We start from the raw sequence: 22,340 nt of genomic DNA on the forward strand, positions 1-22,340 counted from the left end.
GTGCAACGCGCCCTGCCCTTTCTTCCATGCGACTGCCTTTGCGTAGTACCGGAGCATGATAATGACTGTCTTTGAATCCACGATGCGTCGGTTCGACGAGCTGCACAACTTCGGCGAGTGCCTGCGTCACTGGTCCGCCGTGAAACCGGACGACATCGCTTTCCGTTTCCTGACCGACGGCGCCGAAGCCCTGCTTACCTTTGCGGAATTGGACCGACGAGCCGATGCTATCGCCGAGCGGCTCCGACGCGCATGCCCGAACGGAGAGCCGGTGCTCCTGCTCTATCGCCCCGGGCTCGATTTCATCGCCGCCTTTTTTGGCTGCCTGTACGCCGGCTGCCCGGCCGTTCCCGCCTATCCGCCGTCGGGTCGCGCGGCGCGACAGAACCGCCTTGCCGCCATCATCGACGATTGCCAGGCGGCCGCGATCCTGACGAGCGACGACCTGATCGATGCGATCCGGGAAGAGATCGCGCCAACAAACGCGAAGAGCATACCAACGGTCATCGGCACCGACACATTGACGACCACGTACGGTAAATCGGCCATTGCCACACTGCCGGCGAGCCCGCTGGCCTTCCTCCAATACACCTCGGGCTCGACAGGCAAGCCCAAGGGCGTACGCGTCACGCACCGTAACTTGCTGGCAAACGAGAAAGCGATTCGCGACGGTTTTCAGCACGGCCCAGACACGGTCTTCGTCGGCTGGTGTCCCCTTTATCACGATATGGGACTGATCGGGAACGTGCTGCAACCGGTCTACCTCGGCATCCCGTCGACGCTGATGTCGCCATTCGAGTTTCTGCAGCAGCCCGTGAAATGGTTACGCGCGATTTCGACCTATCGCGCGACCACGAGCGGCGGCCCCAATTTCGCGTATGAGTTTTGCGCGACGCGGATCAGCGAAGCCGACAAGGCCGGTCTCGACCTGTCATCCTGGCGCGTCGCGTTCAACGGCGCGGAACCGGTCCGGGCGTCGACGCTAGAGAAATTCACATCGGCATTCGCCGACCATGGATTCAATGGCAACGCGATGTTTCCCTGTTACGGGATGGCCGAGACGACGCTGTTCGTATCGGGTGCCAAGCCCGGCGGCGGCGCGGTCACCCGGCGCTTGGACGCGCAGGATTTGCAGGCAGGACGCGGCAGCGCGCCCAAACCGGACCAGGCAGCAGTAACGCTCGTCAGCTCCGGTCGGGTGGGGGGCGATCAGCATGTCCGTATTGTCGATCCGGTCACGCTGCGTGCCTGCGCCGACGGTCGGATTGGCGAGATCTGGGTAAGAGGCGGCAGTGTCGCCGACGGCTATTGGAATCGAGAGGCCGACTCGCGCGCGCAGTTCGACGCACGCATCGTCGACGAGGACTCGCCGCCCTATCTTCGAACGGGCGACGTCGGGCTGCTCGATGGCGAGGAACTCTATGTGACCGGCCGGCTCAAGGAACTGATCATCATCCGCGGCCGCAACCACTACCCGACCGATATCGAACAGACGGTCGAACAAAGCAATCCCGCGTTCCGGGCGGGCTGCGGCGCGGCGTTCAGCATCGACGACGGCGTCCATGAAAAACTGGTGGTGGTGCAGGAAGTACAACGTACCGCGCGCCACGCCCTGGACGCCGATGCGGCCGCGCGACAAGCCGCCGGCGCCGTTGCCGCAACGCATGGCATCCCGCTGGCAGAGCTGGTACTGGTGCAGGCCGGCGTCGTGCCAAAAACGTCCAGTGGCAAGAACCAGCGCATGCTCGTCAGGCAATCCTATCTGGACGGCACCCTGCCGATTCTTGCCCGCGCGAGGCCGGAATCGGGGACCGCACCGCATGCTGACATCCCGCAGCCCGTGGCGCTCAGCCCAGTGGATACCGTCGACGCACTGACCGAGCGCCTGCTTGCGACAATCCTTGGCGCAGTCCAAGCGGACGATGCCCGGCACGCAAAGGCGCGCGCCACGCCGCTACTGGGCCTGGGCTTCGACTCGCTGGCCCTCGTCGATCTTCAAGTGCGGCTCGCCCAGCATGCAGGCGTCGCCGTCGAGCTGGCCGACATGATGGACGACCGGCCCGTTGCGGTCCTGGCCGCTGATATTGCGCGCCGCACACTGCATGAAAAAACGCCGGACGCGCCACAGGCACTCGCCAATGCCGCGCCGCATGCGCGGCCCGGCACGACGCCAGGCACCCAGCGCTCGGAACTCACGCCCTACCAGGAAGCAATCTGGATGGCGCAACTGTGGGACCACGCGTCTCCCTGCTTCAACCTCGCGCTTCCTTTCCGCTTGAGGAACAGCGTCTCCCTCCCGCTACTCGACGAGGCGCTACGGACGCTTGTCAGTGTCCATCGCGGCTTATCGAGCCGTTTCACGCAGGATGCGGACGGCAACATCGAACAGTGCTGGATTGCGCCTTCGGACCGCCTGTTATCGGTGCATGACGTCACGGAAGTGTCGGATACCGCGTTGACGGCGCGCATCGTCGCGTTGGTGCGCCAGCCGATCGATCTCGCCGTCGGCCCCGTGTTCCGCGCGGAAGTGCTGCGCATATCACCGGACGACGTCGTGATCGTGCTCATCGCGCATCATCTCGTAGCCGATTTACGATCGCTGCAAACGGTGCTGGCGACACTCGGCGCGGCATATACGCAGCTTGCAGAAGGCAAGGCCTTGTCGATGGCGCCGGTCGAGAAAGATTATCGATCCCGCATCGCGACGCTGCTGAAAAGCCCGCGCGCGGAAGCCGGCACCCGGTATTGGGCGGAACGCCTCGCCACGCCGATCGAGTCCGTCGAACTGCCGCTCGCCTTGCCCGGCGACGCTTCGATGAACGTCCATGCGAATCCCGCTTCGGGCATGAGCCTCGACGTGGAACTAGACGATGCGCGCGTGGCGGCGCTCGATGCGCTCTGCGGCCACCAGCGCGTCACCCGAAACATGGCGTTGATGGCGGCATTCTTTGCCCTGCTGCATAGATACTCCGCCCAGCAGGACCTCGCCATCGTGACGCCCGTGGCAGTGCGGCCGGACGGCGCGTTCGACGAATGGGTCGGCTATGGGGTCAATCTGCTTGTCATGCGTATCGCCATTGAAGCCGGCCAGTCATACGCGGATGTCCTCGCCACGACAAAACAGTCCGTGACAGGCGCGCTCGCGCATAGTGAAACGCCCTTCATCGATCTTGTCAGACGCTTCGGGCAACGCAGCGCGGACGCCCGGCATCCGTTCTCCCGCGTGATGTTCGCGTATCACAACCTGAGCCAGTTGCCACAAGCAGCTGATCTCCTCGCGGGTGCGGCGGGCAAGTCATTGCAGGTCGGTGGACTTACGATGGAGAGCATCCCGGTCCCGACCGCCGCCGCGCAGACCGACCTGGCGCTTATCGCGATTCAAACCGGCGAGCGACTCGTGCTGCGCTTCGAATATGACATCGCAAAACTGGACCACGCGACGGTCGAGCGAATGGCGGGACATTTCACTACGTTGCTCGATGCGCTCATCGCCCGGCCCGACGAGGCTATCGGACACCTCGGGCTGCTTACTCCGGCGGAGCGTGACCGCCAGCTTATCGACTGGAACCGGCGGACGATTCCACAACCGCCTCACGCCACGGCACACGCCATGATCGACGCAACGGCCCGGCGCTTTCCCGAACGGGCGGCAGTAAGGACCGACGCCGCGCAATGGACCTACGCGCAATTGCAAACGGCCTCGGATCGGATTGCCGCCAATCTGCAAGCGCTCGGCATACGCCACGGCGATGTCGTCGGCATCGGCGTGCCACGCGACGTGATGCTGCCAGCACACTTGCTGGGTATCTGGAAAGCGGGCGCCGCCTATCTACCGATCGATCTGAACACACCGGCCGCGCGCGTCAGCCAGATGCTTGACGACGCGGGCGTGGCCCTGGTTGTCGCACCTGCCACGCTGCGCGATGCACTCGCCGATGCGCCCTATGCCTGTATCGCGCCCGAATCGCTCACCGCAAACGATATGGCGTCCCCGGCACGCACCGTTTCCCCGCCTGCCGATGCCGATGGTCTTGCATACGTGCTCTTTACATCTGGGTCGACCGGTCGTCCTAAAGGGGTCGAGATCAGCCATCGCAACGTCCTCTCGCTGCTGTCCTGGATCGGTGAACAATATTCGTCAGACGAACTCCGCGCCGTTTTTGCCGGCACGTCGATCGCCTTCGACATCTCGACATTCGAGTTGTTCGGCCCGCTCGCGCATGGTGGCTGCGTCGTCATCGGCGAGAGCCCGATGGCAATGCCTGCCACACCGGTGACGCTGATCAACACGGTGCCCTCGGCGGCAGCCGGGTTGCTTGAAACGGGGGCCCTGCCATCCGGCGTGCGAACGATCAACCTGGCGGGGGAACCGCTGCGTCAGTCGCTGGTGGACGCGCTCTATGCGACGGGTTCGGTCGAACGCGTCTACGACCTGTACGGACCAACCGAAGACACCGTGTATTCGACCATGACGTTGCGTGAACCCGGCGGCTTCGACAGCATCGGCAAGCCGCTGCCTGGCAAGCGCGTGTACATCCTCGACGCCAATGGGCACCCGGCACCCGTTGGCGTGGCGGGCGAGTTGTTCCTGGCGGGCGACGGTCAGGCGCGCGGCTATCGTAACCGCCCCGATCTGACCGACCGCGCCTTTGTCGCGATGCCCGCGCTCGACGGCTTCGAGACGCGCGTCTACCGCACCGGCGATATCGGGCGTTTCCTGCCAGACGGCCGGATTGTCTTGTCCGGCAGGCGAGATCACCAGGTAAAGATCCGCGGACATCGTGTCGAACTTGGCGAGATCGAGACCGCGCTGCTGCGGCATCCCGCGATACGAGACACAGTCGTCGTGTTCGCGCGGCAGGACGGCGCCGAGCCGCGGCTCGTTGCCTACCTTGCCGGTTCCGGCGACGCCGGCCTGACGGTGGATGCGGTCCGCGAATTCGCGGCGTCGATGCTGCCGTCATACATGCAGCCCTCTGGATACGTCTTCCTCGACGCGCTGCCACGCAACGCGAGCGGCAAGGTGGACCGCGCCGCGCTGCCGCCCTTCGATCCGGACTTCGCGCAATCGGCAGCGGCGCCGGTCAACGAGACGCAGCGCGCCATCCTGGCCATCTGGGAAGAGGTGCTCGGCTTCAGCGGTTTTGGTATCCACGCCAACCTCTTCGAGATCGGTGGCCATTCGTTGCAGGTCATCCGCATCCTCGCACGCTGCAAGGAGGCATTCGGTGTGGAAATTCCGATGCGGGAGGTTCTCGAGCGCGCGACGGTCGCGGATCTCGCCGCCTATCTCACCCTGCTAGCGGCGCGTTCCGGCGCCGCTGACGCGCCCGGCACGGACCGGGAGGAGATTTTGTTTTGAGCACGGTAAGCTTCGTAGCCAACCTACAGCAACGCGGTATCCGCCTTTATGCAAAGGCCGGCAAACTGGCCGCGGATGCCGCGCCCGGTGTGCTGACGGCGCCGCTGATCGACCAGATTCGCAGCCGCAAGACGGAAATCCTCGACCTCCTGCATGGGCTCGATGCGCATGCGGCCTCGCTTGACGACGCGGATCCCACCGGCGCAGCAGCGTGCGAGGACAGACACGACACCGCACGCAACGACGGGAACGCCTTCGACAGCGACGCGCACGCGGTGACGCGCCTCTCGGACGGACAGCGCCAGATGTGCCTGGCGAACGCACTGCCCCACCATGCCAGCTACCACATGCCGGCCCTGTTCGCGATCGATGGGCCGCTCGACACCGACGCATTGACGTGTGCATTCGCGGACGTATTCCGCCGTCACGAGACCTTGCGTACCCGCATCGTGGAGCAGGGCGGCGAGCCTGACGCTCGCATCGATGCGTCAGCCTTCACGCTCCCCATCGCGACCATGACCGAAAACGCCGCGATGACGCTGGCACGCGGCGATGCCGACCGACGCTTCGATCTGGCAACAGAATGGCCCTGCCGGGTCCGCCTCTTACGGATCAGCGAACAGCGGCACTTCCTCTCGATCGTGCTGCACCACGTCTGCTGCGACGGCGTCTCGATCGGCATCCTCATGCGGGAGATTGCCGACGGTTATGCCGTGGCGCGCGGTAAGCATGCAGCCGAAGCCGGCGCGCCGACCCGCCGCTACGCCGATTTCGTGCAGTGGCAGAACCGCCGCGCGGCCGGGAAGGCACTGGCACCGGCGCGCGAGTACTGGCAACGGCAGTTCGCGCGGCCCGTGCCACCGCTGAACCTCCCCGCCGACGGCGCGTCATCGGCAGCCCAGCCGGCCGGCACGCTCCGTGTACCGATGCCGCCCGCGCTGCTGCAGGCACTCGACACGCAGGCAAGGCAACATCGGACAACGCGGTTCACATTGCTCGTCGCCACCTTCGCGGCCCTGCTTGGCCGCTATGCCGGCGAAGAGGACGTCGTCATCGGCACGCCTGTCGCCAACCGCCAGCATCCGGACTGGTTGTCCCTCGTCGGCTTTGTCGCCAACACCGTCGCGCTGCGTTTCGACTGTGCCGCGGACCAAGCCCTCCAGGCCTTTCTCGACAAGGCGGCCACCACGGTACGCGATGCGCTGGCGCATGCGGAACTGCCGTTCGAGCACGTATTGCGCACGGCCGAAAGACCTGGCGGCGGCGCACTGTTCCAAGCGATGTTCGCGATGCAACCCGCGTCCGTCGCCACCTTCACACTTGACGGCCTGACGGTTCGCGCATTGCCGCTCCCCGCATCGCAGACGAAGTTCGACCTCACGCTGCTCGTCGAGGACAGCGCCGACGGCGCGGCACTCCTGTTCGAATATCGCGCGGACAAATACGACCCGGCCTGGATAGCCGATCTGTCGCGCCGCTATCTGTTCAGGCTGGAAAGGCTCGGGGCCGATCTCGCGCTGCCGCTCGGCCAGCTCGCTCTCACCGATGAGGACGATCTGCGGCAATTGCGCCGTGCGTGGCACGGCAATCTCACGAACGTCGTGACGGACGACGCGTCCCCCCTCGCGGACCACCGTCCGGCGGCGCCCGTGCATGCGCTCGTCGCCTTGGCCGCCGCGCGTCATCCCGACGCCTTGGCCGTCTCGTCGCCCGACGGCGATCTGTGCTATCGGGAACTGGACGGGCTGGCAAACCGTTATGCACATTGCCTGATCGCGGCCGGCGTGCGGCCCGGAGACCGCCTCGGCGTCTGCCTGGCGCCATCGGCACGTTTTCTTGCCGTCGTTCTGGCCGCCGGCAAGGTCGGTGCGGCGTATCTGCCGATGGACCCTGGCTATCCCGCCGAACGCTTGCAGGCGATGATCGAGGACGCCACGCCACCGCTCGTGATCGTCGGCGAGGAAATGCCCGCGCTCGGGGGCGTATCGCAACGGGCACTCGCGCACCTGCACCGGGATGCCGCCGCGCATCCGTCAACCGCACCTGTCATGGACACGGGCGACATCGATCCGATGTCCCTGCCCTTCTATGTGATCTTCACCTCGGGCTCGACCGGTCGGCCGAAGGGCGCCGTCGTGACGCAGCGTAATTTCGTCAATCTGCTCCATTGGTATGCCAACACTTTCGACTTCCACGCATACACCCGGGTATTGCTGTTGAGCGCGCTGAGCTTTGATCTGACACAAAAGAATCTGTTCGCGCCGTTGCTGCATGGTGGCACGCTGGTGATCAAGAGCCGCCCGGACTTCGATGCGTCGTCCGTCGTGCAAGACATTGCACGACATCACATCAGCGTCGTCAACTGCACCCCCAGCATGTTCTATGCGATCGTCGAAGCCGACGCGGCAAACGGCTGGCATGGGATCGCGACGCTGCGGCATGCTTTTCTCGGTGGCGAGCCGATCGCCGTCGGGCCGCTGCGCGACTGGCTGCTCGCCGCGCCGCAACGTACCGAGATCGTCAACACCTACGGCCCAACCGAATGTGCAGACGTATGCGCATTCAAACGACTACCGACGTCGCTCGACCACTGGCCTGCCGTTGTACCGATCGGTCAGGCACTACCCGGCGTCCAGCTCGTCGCCGTGGACGACAAGGGTTGGCCAGTACCCGACGGCGTCGTCGGCGAGTTGCTTATCGGGGGTATCGGCGTGGGCGACGGCTACCTGGGCCGTCCCGAACTGACGGCGGAGCGTTTCTTCACGCCGCCGTTCGCCGAACCCGGCGAGCGTTTCTATTGGACCGGGGATCTCGTCCGGCGCCGAACAGACGGTGATTACCTTTTTCTCGGCCGGCGTGATCTGCAAACCAAATTGCGCGGGTTTCGGATCGAACTCGGCGAGATCGAGGCGCTCCTGGAATCGCAACCTGGCGTGGCGCGCGCAGCCGCGACCGTGCAGCGCGGGGCGGCTGGGGATGAACGACTGGTCGCCTTCGTCATTGCAGAGCCTCAGGCCAACATCGACATCGCGAGTCTACGCACCGCCGCCCGACAACGCCTGCCGGCGTTCGCGGTGCCGCAAGCGATCGCTTGCGTGGCGGCGCTCCCCTATACGCCCAGCGGCAAGCTTGATCGGCGTGCGCTGGCGGGACTCGAGGCTGGCGCCACCGAACAGGGCGACCCGACCCCGTTCGAAGCACCAGCGGGGCCCATCGAATCGCTGATCGCGCAGGTGTGGCGCGAACTGATCGGCGTGGAACGCATAAGCCGACATGACAGCTTCTTCGCGATCGGCGGGCATTCGTTGCTTGCCACCCGTGTCGTCACCCGGCTCGTCAACCAACACCGGCTTGCCGTGGACATCGGCGATGTCTTCTCCGCGCCGACGATCCACGCATTGGCAGCGCAGATCGCCTCACGGTCGGAGGTCGCCGTCGTCGATGGCACATCGCCCACCGAAGGGGCCGCAATCGTAAAACGCGCTGCCCAGGGTGCCCACCCGCTTTCTCCAGCGCAGCAACGCATGCTGTTCCTGGCCCGGCTCGAAGGCGCGAACGCCACCTACAACATGTCGGTCGCCCTGAGGATGTCGGGGCCGCTGGATATCGCGGCATTGGGACAAGCGCTCGACGCGCTGGTCGCCCGACACCCGGTGCTTGCGGTAACCTTCAGCACGCAAGGTGACCAGGTACGACAGATACCGCAACGGCCTGCGTTCCCCGCCCTGGTTGCCGAACCGGTAGCGGACGACGCGCTCGAGACGACGATCCAGGCCCTGGCGAACCAACCGTTCGACCTGACACGCGATGGGACGATGCGCATTGGTTTGCTGGCAACGGCCGCCGATGCCCACGTGCTCGTGATGTCTTTCCATCACATTGTTTGCGACGGCTGGTCCGCCGGAATCATCCAGGCGGAACTCGGCCGCCTGGATGACGCGGCACGCCAACACACGCCACCCGACCTGCCGGCGTTGCCGGTCAGCTATTTCGATTATGCGGACTGGCATCGGGAATGGCTGTCGTCGGACCGCCTCGCACGTCTCGATGTGTATTGGCTCGCAAAGCTTTCCGACCTGCCCGAGGTCTCGACGTTGCCGACCGATTACCGTCGGCCCGACGTTGCCGCGCATGCGGGCCGCACCGTGCCATTTGCGCTGCCGGACGCACTTGCCGCGCGCCTGGCCGGTGTCGCACGCGAACAAGGCGCGTCGCTTTTCATGTTGATGCTGGCAGCATTCCAGACCCTCGTGGCGCGACTGACGCAACGTGACGACGTAGTGGTGGGCACGCCTGTCGCCAATCGGCTTCGCCCTGAACTCGAAGGCCTCGTTGGTTTGTTCGTCAATACGCTGGTCATCCGTCAGACCGTAGACGACAGCCAGCCATTTACGACGCACCTCGCGGCCGCGAAACAGACACTGCTCGACGCCTACACACATCAGGACATGCCGTTCGAGCGGTTGGTGGAGCAACTGAATCCGCCACGCCACCTCGGCTACGCGCCGCTGTTTCAGATACTGTTCGTGATGGACACCGGTGCGCTCGACAGCGTCGAAATGTCCGGACTCACGGTGGAACGCATCGACGCACTGCCAGGCGCGGCGAAATACGATCTGAATGTCCATCTGCTCGAACGCGACGGCCGACTTTCAGGGTACGTCGAATACGACACGGCGCTTTTCGCGCCGTCGACGATCGCGCGCCTGATCGAGATGTATTGTTTCACGCTGGCACAGATCACCGAGGCGCCCGATCGCCCCGTGCATGCATTGTCCCTGCTGTCGCCCGCGCTTGCGGAGGAGCTTCCCGGACATGCTGCCTCGCAAACTCAGATGCTCGCTCCGCCGCGTGACGCGACGGTCGTACAACTCGTGAGGGAAAGCGCCGCACGCTGGCCCGATCGGCCGGCCGTGACACTGGACGGTGTGTCGCGCAGTTACGCCGAACTTCTGGCGGCGGCCGAGACGCTGGCGGGGGCACTATTGCAGGCAGACGCCCCACGCCAGGCACCGATTGGCATTCTCATGCATCGTTCGATCGAACGGACCGTTGCGCTGCTTGGCACGCTGGTGGCCGGCTGCGCCTATGTACCGCTCGACCCTGAATGGCCGGATGAACGCATCACGCAGATCATCGGCGCGATCGGCATCAACTTCCTGATTGTCGATTCGGGCGATCGCGTGGCGGCAATCGGCTTCACGGGGCATGTGATCGTGCCGTCGGGCGTCGACGGCGTGTTACGGGCCCACCGTGATCCCACGCCCGACGATCTCGCCTATGTCATCACGACCTCCGGTTCGACCGGCATACCGAAGAGCGTGGCCGTGCCGCACCGCGGCGTCGCGCACGATCTGGCGTTTCTGGTAAGCGCACGCGATGTCGTGCCGGACGACCGTGTCCTCCAGGTCACGAACTTCAACTTCGATCCGTCGGTGCGCGACCTGTTCGGTACCTGGAGCGCTGGCGCCACCGCCGTGCTACTGCCGGACGACGTGGCCCGCGACCCCGCCGCGCTGATGACGCGACTTGCGCAAGACGGCATCACGAAACTCTTCAGCATCACCCCGACGCTGCTGCGATCCCTGCTGACGGTGGCCGAGACGCGTGGCGCACCGGCCGGCATCCGCCTGGATACGTTGATGCCCTGCGGGGAGCGTTTAACCGCCGAGGACTGCTTGCGCGCCTGGTCGGTCTTTGGCGACACGCTGTCGATCGTCAACCAATACGGGCCGACGGAAGCAACGATGACATCGGCGAACCATGTGGTAGGCCACGACGACCTGCTCCGTCCCCGGATTCCGGTCGGCCGACCCAACCCGAATACGCTGGTCTGGATCCTGGATGCGCACCAACGGGAGGTCCCGGTCGGCACCTTCGGCGAGGTCTACATCGACGGCATCGGCATCACGCGCGGCTACGCGAACGATCCCGTGCGGACACGGGAGGCTTTCGTGCCCAATCCGTTCGCCACAGGGCGCGGCTATGGTCCCCTGCTATACCGGACCGGCGATGTGGGACGGCGACTCGACGACGGCAGTATCGATCTGATGGGACGCATCGATGCCCAGGTAAAAATCCGTGGTAATCGTGTCGAGCCCGGTGAGATCGAGGCCGCGCTGGGCCGCATTCCTGCCGTCGAGCATGCGGCGGTCAAGGTCTTCGAGGACGCCGACGGCCAGCCGCAGCTGGCTGCCTACGTCGTCCTGAATGCCTCCGTGGATGAGCCGGAATACATGCTCAGACGACATCTGGCGCGCGAACTGCCGGCGTATATGGTGCCCGTATCGCTGCAGGCCATCGCGGCGATGCCCACCACCATCACCGGCAAGATCGACCGTCAGCGCCTGCCCGCCCCTCGATTGCAGGCCGCGGTTCCCGTGAGCCGCCGCGCCACCACGCCGACCGAGGTGAAAGTCGCCGCGATCTGGGCGGAGATTCTCGTCGTGCCCAAGGTCGACACGCGGACCAATTTCTTCGAGCTTGGCGGCAATTCACTGCGACTGATCGCCGTGCAGGCAGGCGTTCTCACGCATTTTGGACTTGAACTGCCGGTAGTAGAACTGTTCCGCTACCCGACCGTCGAGCTGCTGGCGTCCCGGATTGACGCGCGATCGGGCACGCAGGCGGCCCCGCATGGCGCAGGGACAGAGGTGTTTTCTACATCGGCTCGCAGGCGAATCGAACAACGCAAACAGCGGCAATCCGGCGCGCACGCGCGCCGACAGCGGAGAAATAAAGATGCGTGATGCACTCGAGGGTATCGCGGTCGTGGGCCTGTCGGGGCGTTTTCCCGACGCCACGGATGCGGACACGTTATGGCGGAATGTGGTTGCCGGCAAGGAATCCATTCATCGCTTTTCCGACGCGGCATTGATGGCGGCGGGCATACCGCGGGAACTGCTCGACGCGCCGAATTACGTCAAGGCACGACCGCTGCTCGACGACGTCAAGCACTTCGATGCGACATGCTTCTCGATGACCGCACGCGAAGCGGAAATCACCGATCCCCAGCTGCGGCTGCTGATGGAATGTGCGCACGAAGCGCTCGAACAGGCAGGTTACGTCCCTGGCGACGACCGGACCGTCGGTGTGTATGCCGGTGTCCGTTTGAGCCGTTATCTGGAAGAACACCTGATACCGAACGCCGATGTCGTGCGGTCCGTCGGCATCGATTCGCTACAGATGATCAACCGCAAGGACTCGGCGGCCACACTGCTGGCTTACCGTCTCGATCTGACCGGCCCGGCCATCAGCCTCAACACCGCCTGTTCCACGGGACTGGTCGCCGTGCATCTCGGATGCAGCGCCTTGGCCAATCACGAATGCGACATGGTCCTGGCCGGCGCGGCCGCCATCCCTGCATTCGACCCGGAGGGCTATCTCCATACGGTCGGCGGCATCCTCTCGCCCGATGGACACTGCCGCCCCTTTGATCGCGCCGCCCAGGGCACGATCGATGGCGCAGGCGTCGGCATGGTCGCCTTGATGCGCATCGAGGATGCCATCGAACGCCGCGTCCCCGTGCTGGCCGTGATACGCGGCACATCGGTGAACAACGACGGTGGGGTCAAGATCGGCTACACGGCGCCCAGTGTCGATGGCCAGGCACGGGTGATCGCGGAAGCCATGGCGACCGCGGATGTGTCCGCCGACACCATCGGATACGTGGAGACGCACGGCACGGCAACACCGCTCGGTGATCCGATCGAGATCGCCGCACTGACACGCGCGTATCGGCTCGACACGGATCGCATCGGTTTTTGCGGTATCTCATCGCTCAAAAGCAATATCGGCCATCTCGGTGCGGCCGCGGGTATCGGCGGCCTGATCAAGGCGGTGCAGGCAGTACGTCACGGCGTTCTGCCTCCAAGCCTCCACTTCCACGAGGCCAATCCCGAATTGCACCTCGATGAAAGTCCTTTCTACGTGATTCGTGAACCGCTACCCTGGCCGGATGAGCATCATCCGCGTCGCGCAAGCGTCAGTTCCTTCGGTATCGGTGGCACGAACGCACATCTGATACTGGAGCAGGCACCCGATATCGCGGCCGACGAATCGACGGCCACGCCCCGGCATGCCTGGCTGCTGCCGTTCAGCGCAACGTCGACGGCCGGTCTTTTTGAATTCGCACGACGGCTGGGACGCGTCTGGTCGCACGAAGGCGACGCGCCGCCCCTCGCTGATGCGTCGTACACCCTGCAGCAGCGCCGCATGCACCGGCGTTATCGCGGTTTTGTCGTTGCCGGCGATGCCAACGAAGCAGCGAAAGCCTTTGGCGAGATCGCCGCATTCGAACGGCCACCGCAAGAAGCGCCCGATGTGTCACCTCCTGTCCTGTTTCAGTTCACTGGACAAGGTGCGCAGCGTATCGGCATGGGGCTTGCGGCAGCCGCAGCCGAACCGCGCCTGGCTGCGGCGCTTGACGAATGCGCGCAGTGGCTGCGTACCGACCACGGCATCGACCTGCGACGTCTTATCGCCGACGGCCGCGATCCGGGCTCTGACCTCACGCTGGACGACACAGCGGGCGCGCAACCCGCGCTGTTCGCGCTTGAATGGGCGCTTGGCCGCGTTTGGCTGAACGCCGGCGTGCGGCCTGTTGCATTCGTAGGCCACAGCCTTGGCGAGCTTGTCGCCGCCACGCTAGCGAACGTCATGAGCCTGCGCGACGCCTTGCGTCTTGTCGTTGCACGCGGCGCGGCGATGCAGCGCGCCCCCGCCGGCGCAATGCTCGCCGTCGTCCTCGACGAAACCGCGCTGTCCACGCTGCTCGCCTCCGGCACCGAAGAGGTAGGCAACTGCGTCATCTCCGCGGTCAACGGGCCGAAGGCGTGCGTGGTGTCCGGCAGCTTCGCCGGCATTGCGGCGCTGGAATCGCTGCTCGACCGCGAACATCTCACGTACCGGCGTCTCAACACCTCGCACGCGTTCCATTCGCCACTGATGGAGCCGGTCCTCGACACCTATCGCGCGGCTTTCGAGGGCATCACATTGCGCCTGCCGGACGTACCGATCTTCTCGACCGTCACGTCCCGGCCGCTCGACGATGCACAGGCAACGGACCCTGCCTATTGGGTTGGTCAATTGCGTGCCCCGGTGCAATACGCGCGGGCACTACAGGCGGCTCTCGCGACGGACGTGGCAACCGGTGCCGTGGTGCTGGAGCTGGGTCCCGGCCGAACGCTGAGCAGTGCGGCGCTCGGCATCGTCGGTCCACACCATGCCGTGTTATCGAGCCTCGGCGGCGTCGCCGACGAAGGCCGGGCATTGCTCGACACCGCGGGACGTCTATGGACCTTGGGCATTGATATCGATTGGGCTGCGTGGTCGGACGACCAAGACGCCAAGATGGCCTGGCTGCCGACCATGCCGTTCGACCGCCGGCGTGCCTGGATCGACCGTGCGCGGCCCGCCGCGTCAACATCCCATGCAGCGCCGCTTTCCGTATCGACGCCGGCAGATCCGGTCCCCTCTCCCATTCAACCGACCGATGAAGGATTCCCCATGAGTCACTCCCCCTCCGATTCCGGCACCGCGATGCTCGAAGACCAACTCAGCGCCATCTGGCGCGACGCACTTGGCGACCGTCCGATCGCGCGCAACGACAGCTTCTTCGACCTGGGTGGCAACTCGCTCCTGGCGCTGCAGGTCGTCGGACGGATCAACCAGACGTTTGGCGTCTCGATCAACCCGGCGGACATGTTGACCAAGCCCACCATTGCGGAACTGGCGGATGCGATCACCGACAAGCTGCTCGGCAAGACGGACGCCGCCAACCTCGACACGCTGCTCAACGACATGTCGCATCTGTCGGACGACGAAGTCCGCGAACTACTGAAGCAGGCTTGATCTTTCCCCCTTGACGCCTCGCCAGGAATATTGCGATGACAAATCTGCATGAGCGCATCAATCAATTGACCGATGCGCAGAAAGCCGCTTTGCGCGCCCGGCTGGCGCAGAAACGCGACGTCCGTCCCTCCGTCCGACCGCTCGATTTCAGCTTGCTGTTCTTCTCGTCCGACGGATCGGGACAGGCGGGCGGCAAATATGATCTGTTGATGAACGCGGCACGACTCGCCGATGAGGAAGGGTTCAGCGCCATCTGGACGCCGGAGCGGCATTTCCAGACGTTCGGCGGCCTGTATCCGAATCCCTCCGTGCTTGCCGCCGCGCTGGCGATGGTGACACACCGCATCCAGCTCCGCGCGGGCAGCGTGGTCGCGCCGTTGCACGACCCGGTTCGGATCGCCGAGGAATGGTCGGTCGTCGACAATCTTTCCGGCGGCCGCGTCGCACTGTCGTTCGCAAGCGGATGGCATCGTCAGGACTTCGCGTTCCGGCCGGAGGCGTTCGCTGGCAGGCGTGACACGCTGGAACCCGTGATCCAGACGGTGCAACGCCTCTGGGCGGGCGAGTCCGTGACAATGCCGGGCGTGGACGGCACGCCGACGGATATCCGGACGTTTCCCCGACCGGTCCAGCCGCACTTTTCATTCTGGTTGACCGGCGCATCCCGTGATACGTGGCGCAAGGCGGCGCGGCTCGGCGCGAATATCCTTTGCCTGATGGGACCTTCGCTTGGCGATCTGCGGGAAAAGATCGCGCTGTATCGCGAGACCCGGCAGGCAGCCGGACTCGACCCGGCCGCCGGCAAGATCACCGTCACCCTGCACACGTTCATCGACGATGATCTCGCCGCGGTGCGGCAACTGGTGCGTCCATCGCTTACCGAATATCTCGAAGACTATATTCGCCAGTTCCGCACCCTCATGCCTGCCGAGGAAGTTGCCCGGCTCGAAGGGGAAAAAGCCTCGATCCTCGATTTTGCATTCGAGCGCTACTTTCAGTTCAGTTCGTTGCTCGGCGATCGGGTCAAATGCACGGAAATGTTGAACCGGTTGACCGAGGCCGGCGTCGACGAAGTCGCCTGCCTTGTCGACTTCGGCCTGCCCGCCGACACCGTCATGTCGGGGCTGCGAAAGCTAGCGACGCTACGACGCGAATTCGCGGACGCCACCGAAGCCGCGCAGACACCGCTCACGGCACCCGCGGCATGACACGCACGCGGTGGTCGGCATGGCCCCGGACCATCCGGACAAGCCTGAACGACTACCCCTCACTCATCCTGTTTTCACCGATACACCGCCATGAACACTGACCGATTAGCCGATTTGTCCCCCGAGAAGAAAGCGCTGCTGTTGCAGCAACTGACCGCGTTGAAACGCGGCGCACCAGCGCCGGCCATCGTCCTTCGCGAGACGGTCACGCCGCATCTGTCTGTCGATCGCCGGCCACTGCTGTCGCTTTTCGCGGCGGGCGACATCCCGCCGGTGGACGCGGTCGCAGTGGGTTGTCTGTCGGATCGACTTCTTCGGCAGAATCCGCAATACGACACCAGCCATTTTACCCATGCGCTATGCCACGACCTGCCGATCTTCGCAAACGTGCGCACGCTTGAGGCCGGACGTATTGCATCGGTCATTCTTCCGCGCTTCTACTCGCAAATTTACCTGGACAAGTCCGACATCGTCCGGCTCGTACGCCAGTGTCAGTCGCTTGCGAAAGTGTTGGGCGCACGGTATGTGTCCTTGACCGGACTCATACCATCGGCAACCGATTATGGCTTGGCGATTCCCGAAGACGACACGCTGCCTCCCGTCACAACCGGCCATGCGACCACTACGTCGGCCGTCGTGCTTTCGGTGCGACGCTTGCTGGCCACCGCGGGCCGGCGTCTTGAGAATGAAACGCTCTCATTCATTGGCCTTGGGTCGATCGGTTCCTCCACGCTGCGGCTACTGCTATCCGTGCTTCCGCATCCACGCCGGTTGATTCTCTGCGACGTCTACCAGAAACGCGAGTATGTCGAGCAATTGATGCGCGAGGTGCGCGACGAACTCCGATTCGAGGGTGAGCTATCGTTCCATCACGAGAGCCGCGGCGTGGCACCGCAAGCCTATGAAGCATCGTTGATCGTCGGCGCGACCAATGCGCCGGATGTCGTGGACGTCAGCCGGCTCCGACCCGGCACGTTGATCGTCGACGATTCCGATCCGCATTGCTTCAATCCGGAACAGGCGATCGCCCGGCTCGAGACGCAAGGCGATATCCTTTTTTCGGAAGGTGGGGCACTCGCGGCGCCGAAGCCTTTCGACCATCTTGCCTACATTCCAACCGAGTTCGCCAAGCAATTGGCCGTCGACACCGCACCGGGTACCGATCGCCGCATCACGGGATGCGTGTTGTCGAGCCTGCTCTCCGCCGCCTGCGACTACCCTTCTACACGCGGCGAAGTGCGGCTGGAGGATTCCCTGGCCCATTATCACGGCCTGCGCGATGCCCGCTTCGACGCGGCCCCATTGCATTGCGGTGCCTATACGCTTACGCAAAAACATGTCGACACGTTTGTTTCGAAGTACAGCGCCGATGCGCTCAGGCCCGCCTGATCCCGGCGCACCATGCAGAATCTCCTACCGCATCCATCACTCGCCGAAGTCGCCGCGTATGCCACCGACGCGCGCACCGTCTCGATCGCTCGTACCGCGGAAGGCACGCCGCATATTCGCGCGGGCGACTTCGAGTCGCTCGGCTATGGTCAGGGCCACGTCGCCGCGGACGATCACGCAACCGTGCTGTACGAACACCTGACGACGCTGCTCGGTGAACGTAGCCTCTACCATGGTCCGGACGAACGCCCCGGCGATGGCGCGAACCTGGACAGCGACATCGGCTACCGCGCCCTTGATTACAGAGGCCAGGCGCAGACGGCGCTGGCGCAAATGAGTCTGCATGCGAATGCCCTCGTCGATGGTTATGTGGCGGGTTTCAATCATCGCGTAACGGCGCTCGTCGAGGCCGGCGTGCCGGTTGCCCCGTGGCTCGGCGCACCACCGCGTCCGATTACCCGGCTCGACATCGCCGCGGTGCTGCTCGCGCTCGCCGACGAGGCGAGCGGTAGGCGCTTCGTTCAGGCCATAGCACTCGCACAACCGCCCGACGCGCGGACAGCTGACGGTACGAAGCCGGCCAGCGACCAGGCGCGCCCATCATCCGTCGCCGGTACACCCAACCTCCCCGGGTATGCTGATCTGCCGATCGGGAGTAATGCCTGGGCCGTCGGCGGCGATGCCACAGCAAGCGGTGAAAGCCTGTTGCTCGCCAATCCGCACTTCGGGTTTGCCGACGGATTGCGGCTTTACCAGGTCCATCTGACGATTCCGGGCGCATTCGACGTCGCCGGCGTGTCGATCCTGGGTTGTCCCACCGTCAATCTGGGTTTCAACGCGGCAATCGCGTGGACCCATACCGTATCGGCCGCGGACCGCTTCTTGTTCCATCGCTTGCGCCTCGTGCCCGGCGACGCGACGGCGTACCTATGGCAAGACGCACCCGAAGCCATGCAGCAACGCCAAATCGCGATTCCGGTTCGCGGGGAAGCCCACGCGTATATACGCCATGTCTGGTCGAGTCGACATGGTCTCGCGCTCCACGTGCCCGGCGCCGCGGAATGGACCGCTGAATCGGTGCTTTGCCTGAGTAATGCCAACGCGGGCAACCCGGAGGTGCTGGATCATTGGCTCGCCATCGGCGCGGCGCGTACCCTGGATGACATCGCGCGAAGTTTCACGCGCTGGGCCGGCACCAGTTGGGTCAATATCGTGGCAATCGATGCCCATGGCGAGGCATGCTACATCGATGGAAGCAACATCCCCGAAGTCGGCGACGAAACACGCGCGGCGCTGTCCAATCGTGCCCATCCGCTCGCGCAAGCGCGGAAGCAGAACGGCTTCGCGGTATTGCCGGGCGACCTGTCGAGCCATACGGCGGCACATCGGCGTCCGAGAGCGATCAGCGAGCGCCCCCACCGTCGCACACGTGCCGTCATCGCTAACTTCAACAACCCATATCAGCGTGTGGATTGCGACCGTCCGCTCCCCGAACATCATCCGCTCTTCGGTGCTTTCGATGCGCCACTTTCGCCACGGGCGCGGCGCGGTTACCGTCAGACGGCATTGCTGCAGCGGCCCATCCGGCCGGCGGCCCTCGCTCGCCTTACGCTCGACAACCACGTGCAGATGGCCGATATGCTGCTCGACGACCTGCTCGCCCTCGGGGCCAGGGCACCGTCGATCATCACGGCGCGATCCGGCGTACGAATCGATTTGACTCACGCCTTGGCGGTCCTCCGCGACTGGGATCGCAAGGATGCGCTCGATGCGTCCGGCAGCCCGCTCTTTCGGGAATTCGTGCAGGCCTACCTGGAGGAAGGACAGGGCTATGCGCGCGGCTTCGATCCGACGGCACCGTTCGACACGCCAACCGGGTTGCCGATCTGGACCGAAGCAGACCCGGCACCGGCCCTCGTCGCACTCGCCACCGCGGTCGAGCGCCTTGCCCGTCACGGGTTCGAGCCGGCAGTCACGCTGCGCACGCTCCAGTATCGGGAACAAAGCGATGGGGGGCGCATGCCACTGGACGGTGGACCGAATTTGACGGGGGTCCTGAATGTCAGCCAGGTCGGCGCGATGACACCCCGCGAGCGTCTCGCCCAGTTACAGCGCGGCCGTGTGCCATTGCCATCCGGCCTTGGCCCGCATGGTTACGGTGTCAACTTCGGCACGACCTGGCTGGCAACGATGACCTTCGAGGCGGGCAAGCCGGTTGTACATAGCGTACTCCCGCAATCGCAGCGCAGCCGTCCCGGCACGTCGTGGAGCGACGGACACGTGGTCCCTCACCTGGGTTCTGCGGCAAGCCGATTTCCTTTCGATGTCACCGAGGTGTCGGCACGGACTGTCACCCATGTCGATTTAACAGTGCCCCATTAGCCATGCGCCGGATTCTCCGCTCGATCCCCGACGCGCGTTCTCACTGGACTTCCGACGCCACGTGTGATTCGCGTCGAACCCGCACCCTGCTCACCACGACGCCATGACCGACTTTTTCTCGATGTACCGCCACGGTTTTGTCCGTGCCGCCGTTGCTATTCCGCCCGTTGTCGTTGCCGACCCCGCCGCCAACGTCGCTGAAACGATCCGGCTCATGCAGGCGGCGGCGCTCGAGGGCGCACGCTTGACCGTGCTCCCGGAGCTCGGGCTGTCCGCCTATTCGAACGACGAACTGTTCTTCCAGCGCGCGCTGCTCGACGGCGTCCGCGACGCGATCGTCCGGTTACGAAACGCGACGGCGGAGATAGCTGGGCTCGTCATCGCGGGCGCGCCACTCGAATGGCGCGGACGGATCTACAACACCGCCGTGGTGTGTCATCGTGGCCAGATCCTTGGCGTGGTGCCCAAAACATATCTGCCGAACTACGGCGAGTTCTACGAAAAACGCTACTTTGCCTCGGGTGCCGGCCTGACCGGGGAAACGATGCGCCTTGGAGAGAGCGACGTACCCTTCGGGGTCGATCTGCTTTTTCATGCGAGCGACCATGCCGACTTCACACTCGGCATCGAAATATGTGAAGACCTGTGGTCCCCCATTCCGCCATCGGCGTATGCGGCGCACGCCGGCGCCACGGTCATCGCCAATCTGTCGGCCAGTAACATCACCGTCGGCAAAGCCGAATACCGACGATTGCACGTACGCTCGCACACTGCCCGTTGCCAGGTTGCCTACCTTTACTCCGCGGCAGGACGTGGCGAGTCGACGACCGATCTCGCCTGGGATGGTCATGCGATCGTCTGCGAGAACGGCGACATACTTGCGGAGACGCCGCGATTCGCGGACGAAGCGCAATTGCTGATCTCGGACATCGACCTGCAGCGCATCTGCCAGGAGCGCCTGCGTATGCAGACGTCTGACGATTGCGCCCGCGCTACGGCCGTGCACCCGTACCGGACCATCTGCTTTTCACTACAACCGCCTACCGCGCCGACGGGCAAACTGCGACGTAGAAGTGACCGTTTCCCGTTTGTTCCAGCGGACCTCGCCATGCTCGATGCAAATTGCGAGGAAACGCTGATGATCCAGAGCCATGGCCTTGCGACGCGGCTAAGGGCGACGGGGCTGAAGCATGTTGTCGTCGGCGTGTCCGGCGGGCTCGACTCCACGTATGCCCTGCTGGTCTGCGCGTTGACGATGGATCGTCTCGGCCTGGACCGCGCCAATATTCTGGCCTATACGATGCCAGGCTATGCGACGAGCGGGCACACACTCGACAATGCGTGGGCACTGATGCGCGTGCTCGGCGTGCACGCATCGGAAATCGATATACGGCCGGTGTCGGACCGTACGCTCAAGGACATTGGTCATCCCGCGGCGGATGGCGAACCGCGTTACGACGTAACGTATGAGAACGTCCAGGCGGGCGCGCGCAGCGCTTATCTTTTCAGACTCGCGAACGCGAACCGTGCGCTGGTCATCGGTACGGGCGACCTGTCGGAACTGGCGCTTGGATGGTGTACCTACGGCGTAGGCGACCAGATGTCCCATTACAACCTCAACGGCTCGGTGCCTAAAACGCTGATTCAACACATGGTACGCTGGCTCGCCGACCGATGCCGATTTGGCGCGGATACATCGCGCATTCTGAAACGCATCGTGGAAACCGAAATTTCCCCCGAGTTGATACCGAGCGAATCCGGCGCACTCACGCAACGTACGGAAGATACGATCGGTCCTTACGCGCTTCAGGATTTCAACTTGTATTACGTGACGCGGTTTGGTTTCGCGCCGTCGAAAATCGCTTTCCTGGCCTGGCATGCGTGGCAAGATGCGCAATCTGGCGATTGGCCCGCCCTTACGACGGCACATCCTTCGTATGACCTGGCGACGATCAAACACTGGTTGGGCGTATTCGTTCGACGCTTTTTCGAAGGCTCGCAGTTCAAGCGATCCGCACTGCCGAACGGCCCCAAGGTCGCCACCGGCAGCTCATTATCTCCACGAGGCGACTGGCGGGCGCCAAGTGACTCGGTGGCGAGTGCATGGCTCGCGGAACTGAACGCATCCGTGCCAGATGGTCCATAAG

General features: G+C 64.4%; 7 protein-coding genes. All 7 read left to right on the forward strand.

Translation table 11 applies throughout. The annotated features are described in order from the left end of the window. Positions 1 to 61: 61 nt before the first annotated feature. The 7 genes from SJQ66_RS08550 to SJQ66_RS08580 all read left to right on the forward strand — a co-directional run bounded on the left by SJQ66_RS08550 (position 62) and on the right by SJQ66_RS08580 (position 22,339). Positions 62 to 5,362: a non-ribosomal peptide synthetase gene (locus SJQ66_RS08550; RefSeq protein ID WP_024905422.1), complete on the forward strand. Its 5,301-nt coding sequence runs from the start codon at positions 62 to 64 to the stop codon at positions 5,360 to 5,362. Continuing rightward, positions 5,359 to 12,111, forward strand: a complete 6,753-nt coding sequence (locus tag SJQ66_RS08555) for a non-ribosomal peptide synthetase (RefSeq protein ID WP_320533946.1) — start codon at positions 5,359 to 5,361, stop codon at positions 12,109 to 12,111. The genes SJQ66_RS08550 and SJQ66_RS08555 overlap by 4 nt, the downstream gene beginning before the upstream one ends. Continuing rightward, the gene (locus tag SJQ66_RS08560; RefSeq protein ID WP_046152956.1) at positions 12,104 to 15,214 is read left to right on the forward strand and encodes a type I polyketide synthase; all 3,111 of its coding nucleotides are present in this window, start codon (positions 12,104 to 12,106) and stop codon (positions 15,212 to 15,214) included. The genes SJQ66_RS08555 and SJQ66_RS08560 overlap by 8 nt, the downstream gene beginning before the upstream one ends. A gap of 35 nt (positions 15,215 to 15,249) precedes the next feature. Beyond that, on the forward strand, positions 15,250 to 16,422 hold the full coding sequence (locus SJQ66_RS08565) for a MupA/Atu3671 family FMN-dependent luciferase-like monooxygenase (protein ID WP_052738297.1): 1,173 nt from the start codon (positions 15,250 to 15,252) through the stop codon (positions 16,420 to 16,422). Between the two features lie 90 nt (positions 16,423 to 16,512). Further along, positions 16,513 to 17,811, forward strand: a complete 1,299-nt coding sequence (locus SJQ66_RS08570) for a hypothetical protein (RefSeq protein WP_024905427.1) — start codon at positions 16,513 to 16,515, stop codon at positions 17,809 to 17,811. Positions 17,812 to 17,823: 12 nt separating this feature from the next. Next, a complete protein-coding gene (locus SJQ66_RS08575) occupies positions 17,824 to 20,193 on the forward strand; it encodes a penicillin acylase family protein (protein ID WP_320533947.1) in 2,370 nt (789 codons plus the stop codon). Positions 20,194 to 20,296: 103 nt separating this feature from the next. Further along, a complete protein-coding gene (locus SJQ66_RS08580) occupies positions 20,297 to 22,339 on the forward strand; it encodes an NAD(+) synthase (RefSeq protein ID WP_320533948.1) in 2,043 nt (680 codons plus the stop codon). Position 22,340: the final 1 nt, after the last annotated feature.

This window comes from Robbsia andropogonis (assembly GCF_034047095.1).
Classification (GTDB): domain Bacteria; phylum Pseudomonadota; class Gammaproteobacteria; order Burkholderiales; family Burkholderiaceae; genus Robbsia; species Robbsia andropogonis.